A 19,835-nucleotide genomic window follows, 5' to 3' on the forward strand; every position below is an offset into this window, starting at 1 on the left:
TCAGGACCCGCGACTTGAAAGGACTTCCCCGATGGACCGCGCCGCCGCAGAGGCCTTGCCGCAGCCCGTCCGCCTGCAGGACTACGCGCCGCCCGCCCACCTGATCGACACCGTCGACCTGACGGTCGAACTGGGCGACGACTGGACCAGGGTGACCGCCGTGCTGTCCGGCCGTCGCAATCCGGCCGCCGGCTCCGGCCCGGCGCCGATCGTGCTGGACGGCCAGGACCAGCAACTGCTGTCGGTCACCCTGGACGGTCGCCGGCTCTCCGAGGCGGACTACCGGCTGGAGGCCGAGCGGCTGGTCCTGCCGGCGGTCGACGGCGAGTTCGTGGCGGTGATCGAGGGCCGGATCCGGCCGCAGGACAACACCGCGCTCGAGGGGCTCTACCGGTCCGGCGACCTGTACTGCACCCAGTGCGAGGCCGAGGGCTTCCGGCGCATCACCTATTATCCGGACCGGCCGGACGTGATGGCCGTGTTCACGGTCCGCATCGAGGCCGAGAAGGAGCGGTTCCCGGTGCTGCTGGCGAACGGCAACTGCGTCGAGACCGGGGACCTGCCGTTCGACCGGCACTTCGCGGTCTGGCACGACCCGTTCCGCAAGCCGGCCTACCTGTTCGCCATGGTCGCCGGCAACCTCGGCTGGCGCGAGGACAGCTTCACGACCCGCTCCGGCCGCGAGGTCGCGCTGCGGATCTACGTCGATCCCGGCAACGAGGACCGCACCGGTCACGCCATGGAGTCGCTCAAGCGCTCGATGCGCTGGGACGAGGAGGTGTACGGCTTCGAGTACGACCTGGACATCTTCATGATCGTCGCGGTCTCGGCGTTCAACATGGGGGCGATGGAGAACAAGGGCCTCAACATCTTCAACGACAAGTTCATCCTGGCCGACCCGGCGAGCGCCACCGACGGCGATTTCCAGCGCATCGAGGGCATCGTCGCGCACGAGTACTTCCACAACTGGACCGGCAACCGCATCACCTGCCGCGACTGGTTCCAGCTGTCGCTGAAGGAGGGCCTGACGGTCTTCCGCGACCAGGAGTTCTCGGCCGACATGCACGATCGCGGGGTCAAGCGGGTGGCCGACGCCCGGCTGCTGCGCACCGTGCAGTTTCCGGAGGACGCCGGCCCGACCGCGCATCCGGTCCGCCCCGAGACCTATATCGAGATCAACAACTTCTACACCGTCACGGTCTATGAGAAGGGCTCCGAGGTGGTGCGGATGATCCACACCCTTCTTGGCCCGGAGAACTACCGCAAGGGCATCGACCTGTATGTCGAGCGCCATGACGGCCAGGCGGTGACCTGCGACGACTTCGTGGCCGCCATGGAGGATGCCTCGGGCGTCGACCTGACGCGCTTCCGGCTGTGGTACTCGCAGGCCGGCACGCCGACCGTGAAGGCGCGCTGGCAGCACGATCCGGCCAGCCGGCGCCTGGAGCTGACGCTGTCGCAGTCCGTGCCGTCGACCCCGGGGCAGGCGTCCAAGCTGCCGATGCCGATCCCGGTGCGAACCGCGCTGATCGGCCGGAACGGCGAGCCGGTGCCGCTGCGGCTGGACGGCGAGGCCGGGGCCGGCGACACCGAGCGCGTGCTGCTGCTCGAGCAGGCGTCCGAGACCGTGACCTTCGCCGATGTGCCGCCGGGAACCGTGCCGTCGCTGCTGCGCGGCTTCAGCGCCCCGGTGAAGCTCGACGCGAGCTGGAGCGAGGCGGACCTGGCGTTCCTGGCCGGCGCCGACAGCGACCCGTTCGGCCGCTGGGAGGCGCTGCAGTCGCTGTCGACGCGGGCCCTGCTGGCCATGGTCTCCGCGTTGCGCGAGGGCAGGGCGGCCGGGTTCGACCCGCGGGTGGTCGCGGCCTTCCGGACGAGCCTGGCCGACGACCGGCTGGAGCCGGCATTCCTGGCCGAGCTGCTGTCGCTGCCCGGCGAGTCGCTGCTCGGCCAGGCGCTCGACACCTGGCATGTCGACGAAGTCCATGCGGCCCGCCGGGAGGCGCGCCGAACCCTCGGCGAGGCCCTGTTCGACCTGTGGACCGGGCTTTACGACCGGCTGTCGGCGGCCGAGCCGGCCGGCGGCGAGGTCGACCTGTCGACCGCCGCGATGGGGCGCCGGGCGCTCGCCAACGCGGCACTCGGCTACCTGGTCGCCAGCGGCCGCGAGGCGGGGATCGCACGGGCGGTCGCCCAGGCCCGCCCGGACGGCACCATGACCCGGGTGATGGGGGCGCTGGTCGCGCTCAACGACCTGGAGCGCGGCGAGCGCGACCAGGCGCTGGCGGCCTTCCACGACCGCTGGCAGCACGACCCGCTGGTGCTCGACAAGTGGTTCGCGCTGAAGGCCGGCTCGTCGCGGCGCGGGACGCTCGACGAGGTCAGGGCGCTGTTCGACCACCCGGGCTTCAGCCTGCGCAACCCGAACCGGGTGCGGGCCCTGATCGGCGGCTTCACCGCCGGCAACCCGGTGCGGTTCCACGAGGCCGACGGGTCCGGCTATGCCTTCCTGGCCGACCAGGTGCTGGCGCTCGACCCGATCAACCCGCAGGTGGCGGCGCGGATGACCCAGCCGCTGGTGCGCTGGCGCAAGTTCGACCGCGGCCGTGCCCAGGCGATGACGGACGCCTTGCGCCGGATCGTGGCCCAGCCCACTCTGTCGAAGGACGTCTACGAGATCGCGTCCAAGGCGCTGTCATCGGCGCCGGACAGCCCGCAGTCAGGCTAAGGAGACCGCGTTGACCGGCCGTATCGTCGTCATCAATCCGAACTCGACCGAGGCGGTGACCGCCGCCATGGACCGGGCGCTCGACCCGCTGCGCATCCCCGGCGGGCCGGAGATCGTCAGCGTGACCAACCCGGACGGCCCGCCGGGCATCGAATGCCAGGCGCATGTCGACGACGTCTCGGCGCATATCCGCGGAATCGTCCGGGCGCACGACGCCTCCGCCTCGGCCTATGTGATCGCCTGTTTCTCCGATCCCGGCATCCACGCCGCGCGCGAGAGCACGACCAGGCCGGTGTTCGGGATCGCCGAGAGCGGCCTGCTGACCGCGCTGGCGCTCGGCAACAAGGCCGGGATCATCGCGATCCTCAGCCGGTCGGTGCCGCGCCACCTGCGCTACGTCCGTTCCCTCGGCCTGGAGGCCCGGCTGGCCGGCGACCGGGCGATCGAGCTGGGGGTGGTCGAGCTGTCGGACGAGGCCAAGACCTTCGGCCGCATGGTCGAGGTCGGCAAGACCCTGCGCGACCGCGACGGCGCCGACGTGCTGGTGATGGGCTGCGCCGGCATGGCCCGCTACCGCGACCGCCTGGCTGACGCCGTCGGCGCGCCGGTGGTCGATCCGACCCAGGCGGCGGTCGGCATGGCGATCACGGCGATCCGCCTGGCGCGCCCGGCGCAGCAGATGGCGGCGGAATGAGCCGGTGAGGGGGTGACCCTGTGAGCCTGGCCGGTCACGGGCGCTACCCGTACAGCCCGATCGAGGACCGGTCGGCCGGCGAGTGGCCGGGCGGCAGGCGGCTGGCGGTGTATATCGCGCTGAACGTCGAGGTGTTCGCCTTCGGCGAGGGGCTGGGGGCCGAGCTGGCGCCGGGCGGCCCGCAGCCCGACGTGCTGAACTACGCGTGGCGCGACTACGGCAACCGGGTCGGGGTGTGGCGGCTGCTCGAGGAGTTCTACCGGCTCGAGCTGCCGGTCACGGTGCTGGCCAACGCCGCTGCCTATGACGAGTGCCCGGCGGTGATGGAGGCGTTCCGCCGGCGCGGCGACGAGGTCGTCGGGCACGGCCGGACCAACTCGGAGCGCCAGGGCATGCTCGACGAGGCCGGCGAGCGGGCGCTGATCGCCGAGACCACGGACGTCATCGCGCAGGCAGAGGGACGCCGGCCGCAGGGCTGGCTCGGGCCCTGGATCTCGCAGAGCCGGCACACGCCGGACCTGCTGGCCGAGGCCGGCTACGGCTACCTGCTCGACTGGTGCCACGACGACCAGCCGGTCCGGATGGCCACGCGCGGCGGCGGCGGCATCCTGTCGGTACCGTATCCCCAGGAACTCAACGACATTCCGGCGGTGATCGCGCGCAAGGTCGAGGGCCGGGCGTTCGCCGAGATGATCGTCGACGGCTTCGACGAGCAGCTGGCGCAGGCGACCCGGCAGCCCCTGGTGTTCGGCATCGCCCTGCATCCCTACATCGTCGGCCAGCCGCACCGCCTCAGGCCGCTGCGGCAGGCGCTGGAGCATATCGCGGCGCACCGCGACCAGGTGTGGCTTTGCCATGCCGGCGAGATTGCCCGGCACTGGACCGGCAGCGACTCTTAACGGTTCGTTAAGAGGCTCCGTCTACGGTTTCTCGATGTGGCGCGCGATCGCAGATTCGCTGTCTGCTCTCCCGCAAGCGTTCCGAAATTGTCGGCGAGAGCGATGGCGCGTGAGTCCGAACCAGGGATCGTCGGTCGGCTCGCCGAGAGCCTGATCGCTGCCGATCTGGATCCGGTCCATCAGTTCTTCCAAATCAACGGGGTGGCGCCACCGCTGGTGACCTGGGACCCGACCGGCGGCGACATGAGCTCGAAGTCGTTCGACTTCCTCATCGACCACTGGCGCCGGACTCTCGGTGACCGTTCCTGGCCGTCGGAAGACTGCATCGACCCGGTCGATCTGCGACCGGCCCTCGGCAACCTGCTGGTCTGCGAGCCGCTCGAGGACCTGAGCGACTTCCGGATCCGGCTGTATGGCAGTCGTCTGGCCCTCGAGATGGGCCGCGACCTCACCGGCTCCTATATCTCCGACGTCGACCCCGGATCCTATGTCACTACCTTCTACCTGGCCTGCTATCGGGCCGTGGCGATCCGGGGACGGCCGCTGTTCACCCGGCATCTCCCATCCTCGAGATCATTTGCGACGGACATCAGGCGGCTGCTGCTGCCGTTCGGGTCCGGATCGAGGGTGACCCGGATCCTGGTCGGCGTGGAATCGATTCCCCGGCGCCCGCTTGGGCGCCCGAACTGGACCCGCAGAAACTGAGGCGGGTCGCGGGCGTCCCCGGCGCTTGCTTTTGGTTTCACTTGAAACTAATTTCCGCCTGGACGATGGTCCGAGGAGCTGAGTGGGGACTGAGACGATGTCCGAGGCGCGCCCCCGGTTTCGCTACCGCCGGCCGGTGGAGTTGGACCGGACCGAGATCCGCCGGGTGCCGATCGTCATCGTCGGTGCCGGGCCGGTGGGGCTGACCGCCGCCGCCGAACTCGCCGTCCTCGGGCACGAGAGCGTCCTGCTGGACGAGGACGACACCGTCTCGGTCGGCAGCCGGGCGATCTGCTGGGCCAAGCGCACGCTGGAGATCTTCGACCGGATCGGCGCCGGTGACCGCATGGTTGCCAAGGGCGTGGTGTGGAACCGCGGCCGCCTGTTCCATCGCGACCGCGAGGTCTACGGCTTCGACCTGCTGCCGGAGCCGGGGCACCAGCGCCCGGCCTTCATCAACCTCCAGCAGTACTATGTCGAGGAATACCTGGTCGACCGGGTGGTCGCGCTCGGCCGCACCGACCTGCGCTGGCGCAACCGGGTGACCGGCATCGAGGTGCTGCCCGGCGGCGGCGCCCGGCTGACGGTGGAGACTCCCGACGGGAGCTATCGCCTGGACGCCGACCACGTACTGGCGGCCGACGGGGTGCGCAGCCCGATCCGCCGGATGATGGGGCTCGACTTCAAGGGCAAGGTGTTCGAGGACCGTTTCCTGATCGCCGACGTCGTCATGAAGGCGGATTTCCCGAGCGAGCGCTGGTTCTGGTTCGAGCCGCCGTTCCACACCGGCCAGTCGGTGCTGCTGCACCGCCAGCCGGACGACGTGTACCGCATCGACTTCCAGCTCGACCCGAGCGCCGATCCGGACGAAGAGCGCAAGCCCGCCAACGTGATCCCGCGGCTGCAGCAGATGCTCGGCCCGGATGCCGAATTCGACCTGGAATGGGTCAGTGTCTACACCTTCACCTGCCGGCGGATGGACCGTTTCCGGCACGGCCCGGTGTTCTTCGTCGGCGACAGCGCCCATGTGGTCAGCCCGTTCGGCGCGCGCGGCGGCAACGGCGGCATCCAGGACGTCGACGCGCTGTGCTGGAAGCTGGCCGCCGTGCTCGACGGTACGGCCCCGGCAACACTGCTGGACAGCTACGACGCCGAACGGGTGCCGGCGGCCGACGAGAACCTGCTGAACTCGACCCGGTCGACCGACTTCATGACCCCCAAGACCGAGGCCAGCATCGCGTTCCGCGAAGCCGCCCTCGACATGGCCGCCGACCTGCCGTTCGCGCGGCGTATCGTGAATTCCGGGCGCCTGTCGCTGCCGCACCGCTATGCCGCTACCCCGCTGTCCACGCCGGACTGCGATGCCTGGCCGGGCGGCCCGCCGCCGGGCGCGCCGGCGATCGACGCGCCGGTCCGGGTTGCGGATGGCGAACCGTGGCTGCTGCGGCGGCTGGGAGGCGGCTTCACCCTGCTGCGGTTCGAAGCGGATGCCGGTGCTGCCACGATCGGTCTGCCCGCCGGGATCGCGACGCTGACCGTCATGCGGCGGGGAGAGCCCGGCGCCGACACCGTGGTCGACCCGGACGGCACGGCATTCCGACGCTGGGCGGCCGAGCCGGGCGCCGCCTACCTGATCCGGCCGGACCAGCATGTGGCGGCGCGCTGGATGGCGCCGCAGGCGTCGGCGGTGCGTGCCGCGCATGCCCGCGCTCTCGGTTGCGCGCCGGGGGCGGATGAGCTTCGCGCGGCGGGAGGGTGAGGCGATGAGCGTTCTGAACACCGAGCCGAACCTGGCCGACGCCGACGGCTTCTACGAGCGGCTGATCGAGGCGCATCGCGGGCTCGACGGACCGGCCAGCCGGCGCCTGAACGCCAAGCTGATCCTGCTGCTGGCCAACCATGTCGGCGATCCGCAGGTACTGGAGGAGGCGCTCCGGATCGCCCGCGGGGACACCGCGGGCGAGGCTATCCGAACGCCTTGAACGTTATCAGGGTGAAGGTGTCCTTGACGCCCGGCAGGGTCTGCACGCGCTCGGTCACGAAATGGCCGATGTCGGCGGCGTCCGGCAGGTAGCACTTCATCAGCAGGTCGTACTGGCCCGAGGTCGAGTAGACCTCGGAGACTTCCTCGACCCCCAGGACCGCCTGGTCGGCGACCTCGTAGGCCTTGCCGAGATCGCATTTGACCTGGATGAAGATGGTCTGCATGGCCTCACCGGGGGTGTCGTCGGAGCGTCCGCATGGTCCCGCACAGGGCGCCGGAAATCAACCGGCCGGAATGCGGCCGGTCCGAACTCCGTTGACGGAAGTCAGCCGGTCGCCTTCTTCGGAACCGGACGCAGCAGGAAGGCAGGCACCTCGTCGCCGAACCCGGTCACCCGCGGTCCGCCGTCGTCGCGATCGCGCCGGCCGCGTCCGCGGCGGTTCTCGTCGCGATCCGGGAAGCGCTCGACCACGCCACCGCCGGTCAGCGAAGGCTCGCGCTCGACGGCCTCGGCGATCGGCTCGGCGCTATCGGCCTCGACCGGGCGCTTCTCGCCCCGCTTGCGCTCGGGGCGGCGCGACCGCTCGGCCGGCGCTGCGGCGGGTTCCTCGGAACGTGCCGGCTTGTCGGCTGGCTTGTCGGCCGGCTTCGGCCCCCGGCCACGGCCGCCACGGCGCCCGCGCTTCTCGCCGGCATCCGCTTCGACCTCGGCCTTCTCGGGGGCCGCGGACTCGACTGGGTCGCCGTCGATCCTCCCGCTCAGGTCCAGGACCGGGATCTTCTTGCCGATCAGCCGCTCGACGGCGGCCACCAGCTTCGAATCTTCGGGTGTCGACAGGGTGAAGGCGCGACCGCTCAGCCCGGCGCGGCCGGTGCGGCCGATACGGTGCACGTAGTCCTCGGCATGGCTCGGCACGTCGAAATTGAAGACGTGGCTGAGCCCCTTGATGTCGAGGCCCCGGGCGGCGACGTCGCTGCACACCACCATGCGCGCCTCGCCATTCTTGAACTTCTGCAGGGTCTCGGTACGGGCCGGCTGCGACATGTCGCCGTGCAACTGGACGGCATCGAAACCGTGGCGCTGCAGCGACCGGTGCAGCACGCCGATGTCGCGCTTGCGGTTGCAGAAGATCAGCGCGCTGTCGACGGTCTCGCTGTTCAGCAGCGAGCGCAGCGCCGCGCGCTTGTCCTTGCCGGAGCAGCGGATGAGGTGCTGGGCGACGGTCTCGGCCGGCGACGCCGGCGGCGCCACCGAGACCTCTTTCGGGTTCATCAGGAACTTCTCGGCCAGCCGCCGGATCTCCGGCGCCATGGTGGCCGAGAAGAACAGGGTCTGCCGGATGGTCGGGAGCAGCGACACGATGCGCTCAACGTCGGGGATGAACCCCATGTCGAGCATCCGGTCGGCCTCGTCGATCACCAGGATCTTGACGTCGTTCAGCAGCACCTTGCCGCGCTCGATATGGTCGAGCAGGCGGCCGGGCGTGGCGATCAGGACGTCGACGCCGCGGTCCAGCTTGGTCTCCTGATCGTCGAACGACACGCCGCCGATCAGCAGCGCCATCGTCAGCCGGGTGTTCTTCCCGTAGGTGACGAAGTTCTCGGAGACCTGTGCGGCGAGTTCGCGGGTCGGCGCGATGATCAGCGACCGGGGCATGCGCGCCTTGGCGCGCCCGGCCGACAGGATATCGATCATCGGCAGCGTGAAGGACGCGGTCTTGCCGGTCCCGGTCTGCGCGCAGCCGAGCACGTCGCGCCCCATCAGGACGTACGGGATCGCCTTTTCCTGGATCGGTGTCGGCTTCGTGTAGCCGGCCGAGGAGACGGCGGTGACGACCTCGTCAGAGAGACCAAGGTCGACGAAAGTTACTTGTGTATCAGCCATGTCTTCTTGAGTTGTACAGCCCTCGCGATCGGCGACCGCCAAGTGGCGCGCGGACTATAGGCATTCATTCTGAACTGTCAATCGCAGACGGCCCGAAAGCCCCGGAATCTCTGGTGTTTTGACAATACGGTCACATTTCCTGCGCCGATACTGCCGGATTTGCCGCGGCACCGGTGGCGACGATGACCGGACTACGCCCGCAACCGCTCCAGTCCGGCCCAGTCGAGAGCGACGCCGTGACCGGGCCGATCCGGTGCGGTGACCAGGCCGTTCTCGATCGTCAGCGGCTGCTCGAGGAACGCGTCCAGCCCGAATCCGTGCCACTCCAGATAGGAGGCGTTGGGAACGGCGGCCAGCAGGTGGACGTGCAGGTCGTGGACGCCGTGCGAGGTGACCGGCAGGTGATGGGCCTCGGCAAGGCGGGCGATCTTCATCCACGGCGTGATGCCCCCGCAGCAGGCCAGGTCCGGTTCCGGGAACTGCACCCCGCCGGCCTCGATCAGCGGCTTGAACTCGGCCGGGTTGTGGAAGTTCTCGCCGGCGGCGATCGGAATGCCCTGAGCCGCGACCAGGGCGTGGCCGGCGACGTCCTCCGGTTCCAGCGGCTCCTCCAGCCAGCCGAGGTCGTAGGGCCGCAGCGCCCGGGCGGCGGCGACCGCCCGGTCGCGGTTCCAGCCCATGTTGGCGTCGACCATCAGCGGGAAGCCGTCGCCGAGGGTCCGGCGCATGGCGGCGACCCGTTCGACGTCCTCGGCCAGCGAAGCCCGTCCGACCTTCATCTTGATCGCCCGGAAGCCGCGCTCGAGGTTGTTCCGGGTCTGTTCCATCAGCTCGTCGAGCGGGAAATAGAGGTCGATCCCGCCGGCATAGACCGGCACCTGCGGTTTGTTGCCGCCGAGCAGGCGCCAGAGCGGCCGGCCCGCGCGCTTGCCCTGGATGTCCCAGAGCGCCACGTCGATCGCCGCCATGGCGAAGGCGGCCGCGCCGCCGCGGCCGACCCAGTGCAGGGCCCACCACATGCGCTGCCAGCATGCCTCGATCCGGCCTTCGTCGGCTCCGGAGAGGACCTCCGCTAGCTCGTCGACCAGCGCACAGATCGCCCTGCCGCCGCGGCCGACGGTGTAGGTGTAGCCCAGGCCCTCGATGCCGTCGGCCGTCGTCACGCGGACGGTGATCAGCTCGAACCCGGCGATCTCATGGTGGGTGGAGTCCGACAGCGGGCGCGGCAGCGGAATGCGGTAGTGATCGGTCTGGATGCGCTCGATTGCCATGGCGTCCTCTTTCCCCGCGGGCCCGGGCATTGTAGAGCAGGGCCGATACCGGCGTCATCCGCCGCCCCCGCCGGCACCGCGAGGAGATCGAACTTGCCCGATACCCTGGTCCTCTTGCCGGGTCTGCTGAACGATGCCGCGCTGTGGAGCCATCAGCTCCGTCACCTGGACGACCTGGTCGAGCGGATCGTGGTCCCCGACATCACCCGTCACGCCGACATCGGCGAGATCGCCGGGGCGGTGCTGGCGGAGGTTCCGGGGACCTTCGCCCTGGCGGGGCTGTCGATGGGCGGTTACGTCGCGCTGGAGATGTTGCGGCAGGCGCCGGACCGGGTCGAGCGGCTGGCGTTGCTCGACACCTCGGCGCGGGCCGACAGCGACGAGCAGCGCCGCCGCCGCACCGGACTGCTGCAACTGGCGGACATGGGACGGTTCAAGGGCGTGACGCCACGGCTGCTGCCGATGCTGGTGCATCCGGACCGGCTCGACGATCCGGCGGTGACCGGGCCGATCTTCGAGATGGCCGCCCGGGTCGGGCGCGACGGCTTCATCCGGCAGCAGAGGGCGATCCTGTCGCGCGCCGACAGCCGGGAGCTGCTGCCGCGGATCGCCTGTCCGACCCTGGTCGTCTGCGGTCGCCAGGACCAGCTGACGCCGCCGTCGCTATCCGAGGAGATGGCCGCGGCCGTTCCCGGAGCCACGCTGGAGTTCGTGGAGCACTGCGGCCATCTTCCGGCGCTGGAGCATCCGGAGGCGACCACCGCGCTGCTGCGCCGCTGGCTGACGGCCTGACGATGGCGCGCGTGCTCTTCGGCATGATCGACAACCACACCCGCCCGATCGGCGGTGTCAAGGTCGTCTATCAGGCGGTCGGCGGGCTGCGGCGACGCGGCATCGACGCCTATGTCGCAACCGCCAGGCCGCGTCCGACGTGGCTGGCCGGCAGCCGGGCATTGGAGGACGTGGAACTCGTCGACATGAGCCAGCCGCAGCGGCTCTCGCCGATGGATCTCTACATCGCGACCGACGCGATCGGCCCGCACCGGATGCCGTTGCTGCTGAACCGACCGGACCGGCGGGTCATCTTCGTCCAGAACCACCATGCGCTGACGCAGCAGCCGCTCGTCGACTGGTCCCAGCTCAGCCACATCCGGTGCCTGACCGTCTCCGAGTACAGCCGGCGTGTCCTGCTGGAGGGCGGCTGGTTCAGTGACGTGGCGATGGTGCCGCCCGGCGTCGACACCTCGATGTTCCGGCCCTCCACGGGGCCTCGCCATCACCGCATCGCCTACATGCCGCGCAAGTGGCCGGCACTCGCCGAGCGTTTGCGTGCGCACCATGAGGGCATCGTCGACTGGATCGCCATCGACGGTGCGACAGAGACTGAAACTGCTGAAATATTAGCGGGTTCCACGATTTTTTTGAACCTTGGACGAAATGAGGGCTTCGGCCTTCCGCCGCTTGAGGCGATGGCGTCCGGCTGCCTGGTCTGCGGGTTTGCCGGGCAGGGCACCGGCGACTACGCGACATCGGAGAACGGCTTCTGGGCCGCCGAGGGCGACATCGCGGGATGCCTCGACGCGATCGCGGCTGCGGTGGCGGCGATCGCCGAACCCGACCGGGCGGAGCGGATGATCCGGGCCGGTATCGCGACCGCGCAACGGTACTCGCTGACCGCCTTCGAGGGCGCAATGGCGGCCTATGTCCGCAGTGTGCTGTAGGCGGGCCGTCCTGCCGCTCAGACGTCCACGTCGCGGACGAACCGGGCGTTCTCCTGGATGAAGGCGAAGCGCAGTTCCGGCTTCTTTCCCATCAGGGTCTCGACGGTCTCGCGGGTGCGCCGGGTCTCGGCCTCCAGCTCCGGCTCGACCATCAACTCGGGCCCGCCGGCCGGCGGGATCTTCACCCGCAGCATCTGCCGGGTCGCCCGGTTCATGGTGGTCTCCTTGAGCTGCATCGGCGGCATCTCGCCGAGGCCCTTGAAGCGGCTGATCTCGACCTTCCCCTTGCCGCCGAAGGCGGTGGTCATCAGCTCGTCCTTGTGGGCGTCGTCGCGGGCGTAGACGGTCTTGCCGCCCTGGGTGAGGCGGTACAGCGGCGGCATCGCCAGGAACAGGTGGCCGTCCTCGATCAGCCGCGGCATCTCGCGATAGAAGAATGTCATCAGCAGCGAGGCGATGTGGGCGCCGTCGACGTCGGCGTCGGTCATGATCACGACCTTCTCGTAACGCAGCTGGTCGACCTTGAAGGACGAGCCGGTGCCGCAGCCGAGCGCCTGCACCAGGTCGCTCAGTTCCTGGTTCTGCCGCAGCTTGTCGGCGGAGGCGCTGGCGACGTTCAGGATCTTGCCGCGCAGCGGCAGCACCGCCTGGGTCGCCCGGTCGCGGGCCTGCTTGGCGGAGCCGCCGGCGCTGTCGCCCTCGACCAGGAAGATCTCGGTGTCCTCGGCGCCGGAGCGCGAGCAGTCGGCCAGCTTGCCGGGCAGCCGCAGCTTGCGGGTCGCGGTCTTGCGGCTGACCTCCTTCTGCTGGCGCCGGCGCAGCCGGTCCTCGGCGCGCTCGATCAGCCGTTCCAGCAGCAGGTTGGAGGTTTCGGGCGCGCCCGACAGCCAGTGGTCGAAGTGGTCCTTGACCGCCTGGTCGACCATCCGGGTGGCGTGCGCGCTGACCAGCCGTTCCTTGGTCTGGCCCTGGAACTGCGGATCGCGGATGAACACCGACAGCATGATGCAGGCGCCGACCATCAGGTCGTCGGCGGTGATCTGCGCGGCCTTCTTGTTCCCGACCATCTCGCCATAGGCCTTGACCCCGCGCAGCAGGGCGGTGCGCAGCCCGGCCTCGTGGGTGCCGCCGAGCGGCGTCGGGATGGTGTTGCAGTAGGCGTGCAAAAAGCCGTCGTCCTGGTCGTCCGGCCAGGTCAGCGCCCATTCCACCCGGCCCTGGCCGTCCGGCGCCTCGACGTCGCCGGCGAACGGTCGGCCGGAGACCGTGCGGCGGCCCTCGATCGCGCTCGCCAGGAAGTCGGCGAGGCCGCCGGGATAGTGCAGCACCGCCTCGGCCGGAGTCTGGTCGCCGTCGCGCAGCAGTTCCGGGTCGACCTTCCAGCGGATCTCGACGCCCTTGAACAGATAGGCCTTGGAGCGCGCCATCCGATACAGGGTGGCCGGCCGGAAGCGGGTGTTCTGGCCGAAGATCTCGGCGTCCGGGTGGAACCGCACGGTGGTGCCGCGGCGGTTCGGGGCGGCCCCGATGGTCTGGATCGGGCCCTGCGGAGCGCCGCGCACGAAGCTCTGGGCGTACAGCCGGCGGTCGCGCGCGACCTCGACCTCCAGCAGGTCGGACAGTGCGTTCACCACCGAGACGCCGACGCCGTGCAGGCCACCGGCGGTGGCGTAGACCTTGTCGGAGAACTTGCCGCCCGAGTGCAGGGTGGTGAGAATCACCTCGAGCGCCGACTTGTTCGGGAACTTCGGATGCGGGTCGACCGGGATGCCGCGGCCGTTGTCGCGCACGGTCACGGTGTGGTCGGCCGCCAGTTCGAGCTCGATGCGGCTGGCATGGCCGGCGACCGCCTCGTCCATCGCATTGTCGAGCACCTCGGCGACCAGGTGGTGCAGGGCGCGCTCGTCCACGCCGCCGATATACATGCCGGGCCGGCGGCGCACCGGCTCGAGCCCCTCCAGGACCTCGATGTCCTTGGCGGAATAGTCGTCGGCGCGCGCGGCGGAGCTTGCGAAGAGGTCGGCCATGTCCGGTCGTCTGTGGGTGTCGGAAGGGCTATCGGCCCATGAATCGTGAGTTTATCCTGTGGGTGCGTTCAACGCGAGTGCAAGATATGGTGTTCAGATGGTGACCTCCCGACAGGCCGACACGGACCGCGCGCCGCGCGGCGAGATGCAGATCCGCACCATTGCCATGCCGGCCGATACCAACCCGAACGGCGACATCTTCGGCGGCTGGGTGCTCAGCCAGATGGACATCGCCGGCGGCCTGGCCGCCGCCCGCCGGGCCCGCGGCCGGGTCGCGACCGTCGCCATCGACGCCATGACCTTCGTGCGGCCGGTCGGGGTCGGCGACGTGCTGTGCTGCTACGGCGACATCGAGCGGGTCGGCACCACCTCCATATCCGTGGCGATCGAGGCCTGGAAGATCCGCTGGTTCGACCGCCGCGAGGAACGCCTGCTGGTGACCGAGGGCCGGTTCACCTACGTGGCGATCGACGACTCGGGACGCAAGCGGCCGGTCGAGGGATAGCGTCGAGCGGCTCCGTGGCCGTCACGATCGCGTGCGGCCGGATGCGGGGGGCGCGGGATCGGGCTACACCGGCCGGGTCCGCTCCGTCAGCACGCGAGGTTCGACCATGCCTGTGAGGGTAGCCACCGTCGTCCTGTGGGCGGCGATCGCGGCCTCCGCGCCGATGGCCGCGGCCACGGCCGGCGAGGCCGACGTGGTCGGCGTCGAGATCCGTGCCGAGGGCCCGGGGCTGTGGCGCTTCGACGTCGCGGTGCGGCACGACGACACCGGCTGGGACCACTACGCCGACAGGTGGGACGTGGTCGGGCCGGACGGCGCCGTGCTGGGCACCCGGGTGTTGCTGCATCCGCACGAGACCGAGCAGCCCTTCACCCGGAGCCTGTCCGGGGTGGCGGTGCCGGACGGCGTCGCCGAGGTGACGGTCCGCGCCCACGACAAGGTGCACGGCTACGGCGGCAAGGTGATGACGGTCAGGCTGCCGCGGTGAGCCTCGGATGGCTCGAATGCAGGTCCCGAAACGGCAACGGGCCGTCCCGAGGGACGGCCCGCGCCATGTCCGATCCCGGAAGGATCAGCTCGAGTAGTACATCTGGAACTCGACCGGATGCGGGGTGTGCTCGAACCGGTACACCTCCTCCATCTTGAGCTCGATGTAGGCGTCGATCTGGTCGTCGGTGAACACGCCGCCCTGGGTCAGGAACGCGCGGTCCTTGTCCAGGTTCTCGAGCGCGTCGCGCAGCGAGCCGCAGACGGTCGGGATGTCGGCCAACTCTTCCGGCGGCAGGTCGTACAGGTTCTTGTCCATCGGGTCGCCCGGATGGATCTTGTTCTGGATGCCGTCCAGGCCGGCCATCAGCATCGCCGAGAAGCCGAGATAGGGGTTGCCCGCCGGATCCGGGAACCGGACCTCGACGCGCTTGCCCTTCGGGCTGTTGACATGCGGGATGCGGCACGACGCCGAGCGGTTGCGCGACGAGTAGGCAAGCAGCACCGGCGCCTCGAAACCCGGGATCAACCGCTTGTAGCTGTTGGTCGTCGAGTTGGTGAAGGCGTTCAGCGCGCGGGCGTGCTTGATGATGCCGCCGATGTAGTACAGCGCCATGTCCGACAGGTCGGCATAGCCCGAGCCGGCGAACAGCGGCTTGCCGTCCTTCCAGATCGACTGGTGCACGTGCATGCCCGAGCCGTTGTCGCCGGAGATCGGCTTCGGCATGAAGGTCGCGGTCTTGCCGTAGGCGGCGGCGACCTGATGGATCACGTACTTGTAGATCTGCAGGTGGTCGGCGGTCTGGATCAGGGTGCCGAACTCCATGCCGAGCTCGTGCTGCGAGGGCGCCACCTCGTGGTGGTGCTTCTCGACCTTGACGCCCATCTCCTCCATGACCGACAGCATCTCGCCGCGGATGTCCTGGCCGGAGTCGACCGGCGGCACCGGGAAGTAGCCGCCCTTCACGCCCGGGCGGTGGCCGAGGTTGCCTTCCTCGTAGGCCCGCGCGGTGTTGTACGAGCCTTCCTCGCTGTCGAGCTCGTAGTAGCCCTTGTTGCCCTTGACGTCGTACTTGACGTCGTCGAACACGAAGAACTCGGCTTCCGGGCCGAAGAAGGCGGTGTCGCCGACGCCCAGGCTCTGCATGTACTTCAGCGCCGCCTTGGCGGTCGACCGCGGATCGCGCTCGTAGGGCTGGCCGGTGGAGGGCTCCACGATGTCGCAGATGATGGCCAGCGTCGGCTGTGCGAAGAACGGATCCATGACGGCAGTCGACAGGTCCAGCTTCAGGCCCATGTCCGACTCGTTGATCGCCTTCCAGCCGGCGATGGACGACCCGTCGAACATGAAGCCCTCAACGAGCGAGTCCTCGTCGATGGTGCGCACGTGCTGTGTCACGTGCTGCATCTTGCCCCGCGGATCGGTGAACCGGAGATCGACGTACTTCACGTCGTTCTCCTCGATCATTTCCATTACGCGCTTAACGTCGTCCGACATGGTTTCCTTCCTGTCTGCCAGTTGCCGGGACGGGTAAACCCCTCGGCACCCGTCTCGTGCGCCCCATCCCGGATGGTCCGGGAAATCCCTGCGAACCGGGGCGGTGCCCGGCCGCGCCTTCAGATCGCGTCCGAGCCGGTCTCGCCGGTTCGGATGCGGATGATCTCGTCCACGCTGGACACGAAGATCTTGCCGTCACCGATGCGGCCGGTATGCGCCGCCGTCTGGATCGCCTCGACCGCGCGCGCGACCTGGCTGTCCTCCATGACGATCTCGACCTTCACCTTGGGCAGGAAGTCCACGACGTATTCGGCGCCGCGATACAGTTCCGTGTGCCCCTTCTGCCGGCCGAAGCCCTTCGCCTCCGTGACCGTGATCCCCTGGATCCCGACCTCGTGCAGCGCTTCCTTCACCTCGTCCAGCTTGAACGGCTTGATGATCGCTTCGACCTTCTTCATTGGGCCCGTGCCTTCGGATTGCGTACGGATGGGTGGCCGCGCGGCCTGATCCCCGGGCGGCATAGCACGCGATATGCCAACCGACCGGGAGCCCGCTCGACCGCGGAAACCCTCGGTTTCGCCGAAGTGTCCCCGAGGGGGGTCTCCATCAGGATGCTCATTTTATGGGCTGATGGGCAAGTTATGTGCACCGTCCCGCCTTCAAGACAGGCAGGCCTTGATGCGCTTGATCGCCTCGCGGATGTTCTCGGTCGAGTTGGCGTAGGAGAACCGCAGGTAGCCCTCGCCATAGGCGCCGAAGCTGGTGCCGGCGATCACCGCCACGCCGGCCTCCTCCAGCAGCCTGGTCTGCAGCGCCTTCGAGGTCATGCCGGTGCCCTCGATGTTCGGGAAGGCGTAGAACGCGCCGCCCGGCTCGACGCAGCGGAAGCCCGGGATCTGGTTCAGCTCCGATACGATCACCCGGCGCCGCTCGTCGAACGCCCTGACCATCGCGTGCACCGCGTCCTGCGGGCCGGTGAGGGCGGCCAGGCCGGCGAACTGGGTCGGCGCATTGACGCAGGAGTGGCAGTTCACCGCGAGCTTCTCGGCATGGCCGAACACGCTCTTCGGCCACAGCGAGTAGCCGAGCCGCCAGCCGGTCATGGCGTAGGTCTTCGACCAGCCGTCCAGCAGGATCAGCCGGTCGCGGATCTCCGGATAGGACAGCAGCGTGGTGTGCTCGCGGCCGTCGTACAGCATCTGGCCGTAGATCTCGTCGGACATGACCATCACGTCGGGCCAGTCGGCGAGGCCGGCGACCAGGGCGTCGAATTCTTCCTTCGGGACGGCGCCGCCGGTCGGGTTGGCCGGGCTGTTCAGGATGATCAGCCGGGTGTTCGCTGTGATCTTCGACAGCAGCTCCGTCGCCGAGAACGCGAAGCCGTTCGCCTCGCTCAGGCGATAGGGCACCGGGGTGGCGCCGGAGAACTTCACCGAGCTCTCGTAGATCGGGAAGCCCGGGTTCGGGTACAGGATCTCGGCACCCGGCTGCCCGAACATCAGGCAGGCGAAGAACATGGTCGGCTTGCCACCCGGCATGATCATGATCAGGCTCGGGTCGACCTCGGCGCCGTGCCGCTTCTTCAGGTCGGCCGCCACGCCCTCGCGCAGCTGCGGGATGCCGGCCGCCGGGGTGTAGCCGTGATGGCCGTCGCGCATCGCCTTGATGCCGGCCTCGACGATGTGCTCCGGGGTTTTGAAGTCGGGCTGGCCGATGCCGAGGTTGATGATGCTCTTGCCGGCCGCCGCCAGGGCGTTGGCACGGGCCAGCACCTCGAACGCGGTCTCGGTGCCGAGTTGGGACATCCGGTCGGCCAGGATGGGCATGGTGATTTCCTCTCGCGTGACGGCCCGCGCCATTCGGTCGGCGCGTCGTTAGGGCGGCGGCATTCTAGCGATGCGCGGCGGCGGTGAAAGGGACTCCTGATGCGATATCCCGGTGCCTGGCCCGGCACCGGGCTTGCCTACGCTTCTGCACCGCGCTAATCGAGCCGTCCCCAGGTCCCCGCGTCGAGGGACCGGGACCGGAGGATCCGCCCATGAAGCCCGCGAATTCCCTGCTGTCGAGCTACGGCACCACGGTGTTCGAGGTGATGTCGCGGCTGGCGATCCAGCACCAGGCGATCAACCTCGGCCAGGGGTTCCCGGACGACCGCGGCCCGGACCCGGTGCTCGATGCCGCGTCCAGGGCGCTGTACGACCCGCCGAACCAGTATCCGCCGATGCTCGGCGTGCCGGAGCTGCGCCAGGCGGTGGCCGCCCACAACAGGCGGTTCTACGGCATCGAGGTCGACTGGCAGACCGAGACCATGGTGTCGACCGGCGCCACCGAGGGCCTGGCCGCCTGCTTCCTGGCGCTGATCGAGCCGGGCGACGAGGTAGTGGTCATCGAGCCGCTGTACGACTGCTACCTGCCGATGATCCGCCGCGCCGGTGGCATCCCGCGCACCGTGCGCCTGACCCCGCCGCACTGGAAACTCGATCTGGATGCGCTGGCGGCGGCGTTCAGCGACCGGACCAAGCTGATCGTCCTGAACAACCCGCAGAACCCGGCCTCCAAGGTTTTCGACCGCGCCGAGCTGGAGGCGATCGCCGAGCTGGTCCGGAAGCACGACGCCTATGCGGTGTGCGACGAGGTGTACGAGCACCTGGCGTTCGACGGCCGGGCCCACATCCCGCTGACGACCTTGCCGGGCATGCGCGAGCGCTGCGTGCGGATCGGCTCGGCCGGCAAGACCTTCTCGCTGACCGGCTGGAAGGTCGGGTACCTGACCGGTCCGGAGCACCTGCTGCAGCCGATCTCCAAGGCCCACCAGTTCCTGGTGTTCACCACCGCGCCGAACCTGCAGCGCGCCGTGGCCTTCGGGCTCGGCCAGGACGACTCGTATTTCGACGGCCTACGCGACTCGATGCAGGCCAAGCGCGACCGGCTGTCCGGGGCGCTCGCCGGGATCGGGCTGGAGCCGGCGGTCTGCCAGGGCAGCTACTTCCTGTTCGTCGACGCCAGGCGGTTCCTGAAGCCGGGCGAGGACGACGAGGGCTTCTGCCGGCGGCTGGTCACCGAGGCCGGGGTGGCGGCGGTGCCGGTGTCGGCGTTCTACCTGGACCGGGCGACCGCGCCGACCGACTTCATCCGGTTCTGCTTCGCCAAGCGCGACGAGGTGCTCGACGGCGCCGTCGAGCGGCTGGCGGGCTATCTCGGCTGATACCGAGTTTCCGTCGGCGCACGGCATTTCTGTTGACGGGGCCGGGACGCTGGGATAGCAAACCGGCCTCGCGTGGCTGCGGCCGCGCCGAGGGTATGGCGGGTGTAGCTCAGTTGGTTAGAGCGCCAGATTGTGGCTCTGGAGGTCGCCGGTTCGAGACCGGTCACTCGCCCCATCCCTCCCTTTCGCGCACGGGCCGAGGATCGAATTTCGACCCTGGTCGCGGC

The 19,835-nt window shown here is 69.4% G+C and carries 18 protein-coding genes and 1 tRNA gene; 12 read left to right on the top strand and 7 right to left on the bottom strand.

Going from position 1 to position 19,835, the window contains the following annotated elements:
• Positions 1–31 precede the first annotated feature (31 nt).
• The 6 genes from pepN to RIC31_RS23780 all read left to right on the top strand — a co-directional run bounded on the left by pepN (position 32) and on the right by RIC31_RS23780 (position 7,008).
• On the top strand, positions 32–2,728 hold the full coding sequence (pepN, locus tag RIC31_RS23755) for an aminopeptidase N (RefSeq protein ID WP_350113987.1): 2,697 nt from the start codon (positions 32–34) through the stop codon (positions 2,726–2,728).
• A gap of 10 nt (positions 2,729–2,738) precedes the next feature.
• Entirely contained in the window at positions 2,739–3,422 is a 684-nt protein-coding gene (locus RIC31_RS23760; protein ID WP_350113990.1) for an aspartate/glutamate racemase family protein, read from the top strand.
• A gap of 20 nt (positions 3,423–3,442) precedes the next feature.
• Positions 3,443–4,321 (top strand): polysaccharide deacetylase family protein, encoded by an 879-nt coding sequence (locus RIC31_RS23765; protein WP_350113992.1) that lies wholly within the window; start codon positions 3,443–3,445, stop codon positions 4,319–4,321.
• Between the two features lie 102 nt (positions 4,322–4,423).
• A complete protein-coding gene (locus RIC31_RS23770) occupies positions 4,424–5,026 on the top strand; it encodes a PAS domain-containing protein (RefSeq protein WP_350113994.1) in 603 nt (200 codons plus the stop codon).
• 97 nt (positions 5,027–5,123) lie between these two features.
• Positions 5,124–6,785: an FAD-dependent oxidoreductase gene (locus RIC31_RS23775; RefSeq protein WP_350113997.1), complete on the top strand. Its 1,662-nt coding sequence runs from the start codon at positions 5,124–5,126 to the stop codon at positions 6,783–6,785.
• Positions 6,786–6,789: 4 nt separating this feature from the next.
• Positions 6,790–7,008: a DUF2783 domain-containing protein gene (locus tag RIC31_RS23780; RefSeq protein WP_350114000.1), complete on the top strand. Its 219-nt coding sequence runs from the start codon at positions 6,790–6,792 to the stop codon at positions 7,006–7,008.
• Here RIC31_RS23780 and RIC31_RS23785 read toward each other — a convergent pair.
• From RIC31_RS23785 to RIC31_RS23795, 3 genes are all read right to left on the bottom strand, one after another.
• A complete protein-coding gene (locus tag RIC31_RS23785; RefSeq protein WP_350114003.1) occupies positions 6,992–7,234 on the bottom strand; it encodes an Lrp/AsnC ligand binding domain-containing protein in 243 nt (80 codons plus the stop codon). The genes RIC31_RS23780 and RIC31_RS23785 overlap by 17 nt on opposite strands.
• Before the next feature lie 101 nt (positions 7,235–7,335).
• Positions 7,336–8,895 carry a DEAD/DEAH box helicase gene (locus RIC31_RS23790; RefSeq protein ID WP_350114006.1) on the bottom strand — a complete coding sequence of 520 codons (1,560 nt, stop codon included), beginning with the start codon at positions 8,893–8,895 and terminating at the stop codon, positions 7,336–7,338.
• 191 nt (positions 8,896–9,086) lie between these two features.
• Entirely contained in the window at positions 9,087–10,166 is a 1,080-nt protein-coding gene (locus RIC31_RS23795; protein WP_350114009.1) for a mandelate racemase/muconate lactonizing enzyme family protein, read from the bottom strand.
• Between the two features lie 93 nt (positions 10,167–10,259).
• On the opposite strand from RIC31_RS23795, the gene RIC31_RS23800 reads away from it, so the two are divergent.
• Entirely contained in the window at positions 10,260–10,958 is a 699-nt protein-coding gene (locus RIC31_RS23800) for an alpha/beta fold hydrolase (protein ID WP_350114012.1), read from the top strand.
• A 2-nt stretch (positions 10,959–10,960) separates the two neighbouring features.
• Positions 10,961–11,887, top strand: a complete 927-nt coding sequence (locus RIC31_RS23805) for a glycosyltransferase family 4 protein (protein ID WP_350114016.1) — start codon at positions 10,961–10,963, stop codon at positions 11,885–11,887.
• Positions 11,888–11,904: 17 nt separating this feature from the next.
• On the opposite strand, the gene parE is transcribed toward RIC31_RS23805, so the two are convergent.
• Entirely contained in the window at positions 11,905–13,914 is a 2,010-nt protein-coding gene (gene parE / locus RIC31_RS23810; protein WP_350114019.1) for a DNA topoisomerase IV subunit B, read from the bottom strand.
• A 97-nt stretch (positions 13,915–14,011) separates the two neighbouring features.
• On the opposite strand from parE, the gene RIC31_RS23815 reads away from it, so the two are divergent.
• Positions 14,012–14,419 carry an acyl-CoA thioesterase gene (locus RIC31_RS23815; protein ID WP_350114022.1) on the top strand — a complete coding sequence of 136 codons (408 nt, stop codon included), beginning with the start codon at positions 14,012–14,014 and terminating at the stop codon, positions 14,417–14,419.
• 106 nt (positions 14,420–14,525) lie between these two features.
• Entirely contained in the window at positions 14,526–14,906 is a 381-nt protein-coding gene (locus RIC31_RS23820) for a hypothetical protein (protein ID WP_350114025.1), read from the top strand.
• A gap of 84 nt (positions 14,907–14,990) precedes the next feature.
• Here the strand turns inward: RIC31_RS23820 and glnA are convergent, their stop codons facing one another.
• From glnA to RIC31_RS23835, 3 genes are all read right to left on the bottom strand, one after another.
• Complete coding sequence (gene glnA / locus RIC31_RS23825; RefSeq protein WP_350114028.1) at positions 14,991–16,403, bottom strand: type I glutamate--ammonia ligase; 1,413 nt, start codon at positions 16,401–16,403, stop codon at positions 14,991–14,993.
• 119 nt (positions 16,404–16,522) lie between these two features.
• Complete coding sequence (locus RIC31_RS23830) at positions 16,523–16,861, bottom strand: P-II family nitrogen regulator (protein WP_350114031.1); 339 nt, start codon at positions 16,859–16,861, stop codon at positions 16,523–16,525.
• A 201-nt stretch (positions 16,862–17,062) separates the two neighbouring features.
• Complete coding sequence (locus tag RIC31_RS23835) at positions 17,063–18,229, bottom strand: pyridoxal phosphate-dependent aminotransferase (RefSeq protein WP_350114034.1); 1,167 nt, start codon at positions 18,227–18,229, stop codon at positions 17,063–17,065.
• Between the two features lie 212 nt (positions 18,230–18,441).
• Between RIC31_RS23835 and RIC31_RS23840 the strand changes: the two genes are divergently transcribed.
• The gene (locus tag RIC31_RS23840; RefSeq protein WP_350114037.1) at positions 18,442–19,608 is read left to right on the top strand and encodes an aminotransferase; all 1,167 of its coding nucleotides are present in this window, start codon (positions 18,442–18,444) and stop codon (positions 19,606–19,608) included.
• A 98-nt stretch (positions 19,609–19,706) separates the two neighbouring features.
• Positions 19,707–19,783: transfer RNA gene (locus RIC31_RS23845), tRNA-His, on the top strand.
• The last annotated feature ends 52 nt before the right edge of the window (positions 19,784–19,835 follow it).

Origin of the sequence: Thalassobaculum sp., from assembly GCF_040219615.1 — a bacterium.
GTDB lineage: Bacteria > Pseudomonadota > Alphaproteobacteria > Thalassobaculales > Thalassobaculaceae > Thalassobaculum_A.

Bases quoted from the DNA above. Each gene is read 5' to 3' on its own strand.
- pepN (WP_350113987.1), top strand. From the start codon at position 32: ATGGACCGCGCCGCCGCAGAGGCCTTGCCGCAGCCCGTCCGCCTGCAG.
- RIC31_RS23770 (WP_350113994.1), top strand. From the start codon at position 4,424: ATGGCGCGTGAGTCCGAACCAGGGATCGTCGGTCGGCTCGCCGAGAGC.
- RIC31_RS23775 (WP_350113997.1), top strand. From the start codon at position 5,124: ATGTCCGAGGCGCGCCCCCGGTTTCGCTACCGCCGGCCGGTGGAGTTG.
- RIC31_RS23780 (WP_350114000.1), top strand. From the start codon at position 6,790: ATGAGCGTTCTGAACACCGAGCCGAACCTGGCCGACGCCGACGGCTTC.
- RIC31_RS23785 (WP_350114003.1), bottom strand. From the start codon at position 7,234: ATGCAGACCATCTTCATCCAGGTCAAATGCGATCTCGGCAAGGCCTAC.
- RIC31_RS23790 (WP_350114006.1), bottom strand. From the start codon at position 8,895: ATGGCTGATACACAAGTAACTTTCGTCGACCTTGGTCTCTCTGACGAG.
- RIC31_RS23795 (WP_350114009.1), bottom strand. From the start codon at position 10,166: ATGGCAATCGAGCGCATCCAGACCGATCACTACCGCATTCCGCTGCCG.
- RIC31_RS23805 (WP_350114016.1), top strand. From the start codon at position 10,961: ATGGCGCGCGTGCTCTTCGGCATGATCGACAACCACACCCGCCCGATC.
- parE (WP_350114019.1), bottom strand. From the start codon at position 13,914: ATGGCCGACCTCTTCGCAAGCTCCGCCGCGCGCGCCGACGACTATTCC.
- RIC31_RS23815 (WP_350114022.1), top strand. From the start codon at position 14,012: ATGGTGACCTCCCGACAGGCCGACACGGACCGCGCGCCGCGCGGCGAG.
- RIC31_RS23820 (WP_350114025.1), top strand. From the start codon at position 14,526: ATGCCTGTGAGGGTAGCCACCGTCGTCCTGTGGGCGGCGATCGCGGCC.
- glnA (WP_350114028.1), bottom strand. From the start codon at position 16,403: ATGTCGGACGACGTTAAGCGCGTAATGGAAATGATCGAGGAGAACGAC.
- RIC31_RS23830 (WP_350114031.1), bottom strand. From the start codon at position 16,861: ATGAAGAAGGTCGAAGCGATCATCAAGCCGTTCAAGCTGGACGAGGTG.
- RIC31_RS23835 (WP_350114034.1), bottom strand. From the start codon at position 18,229: ATGCCCATCCTGGCCGACCGGATGTCCCAACTCGGCACCGAGACCGCG.
- RIC31_RS23840 (WP_350114037.1), top strand. From the start codon at position 18,442: ATGAAGCCCGCGAATTCCCTGCTGTCGAGCTACGGCACCACGGTGTTC.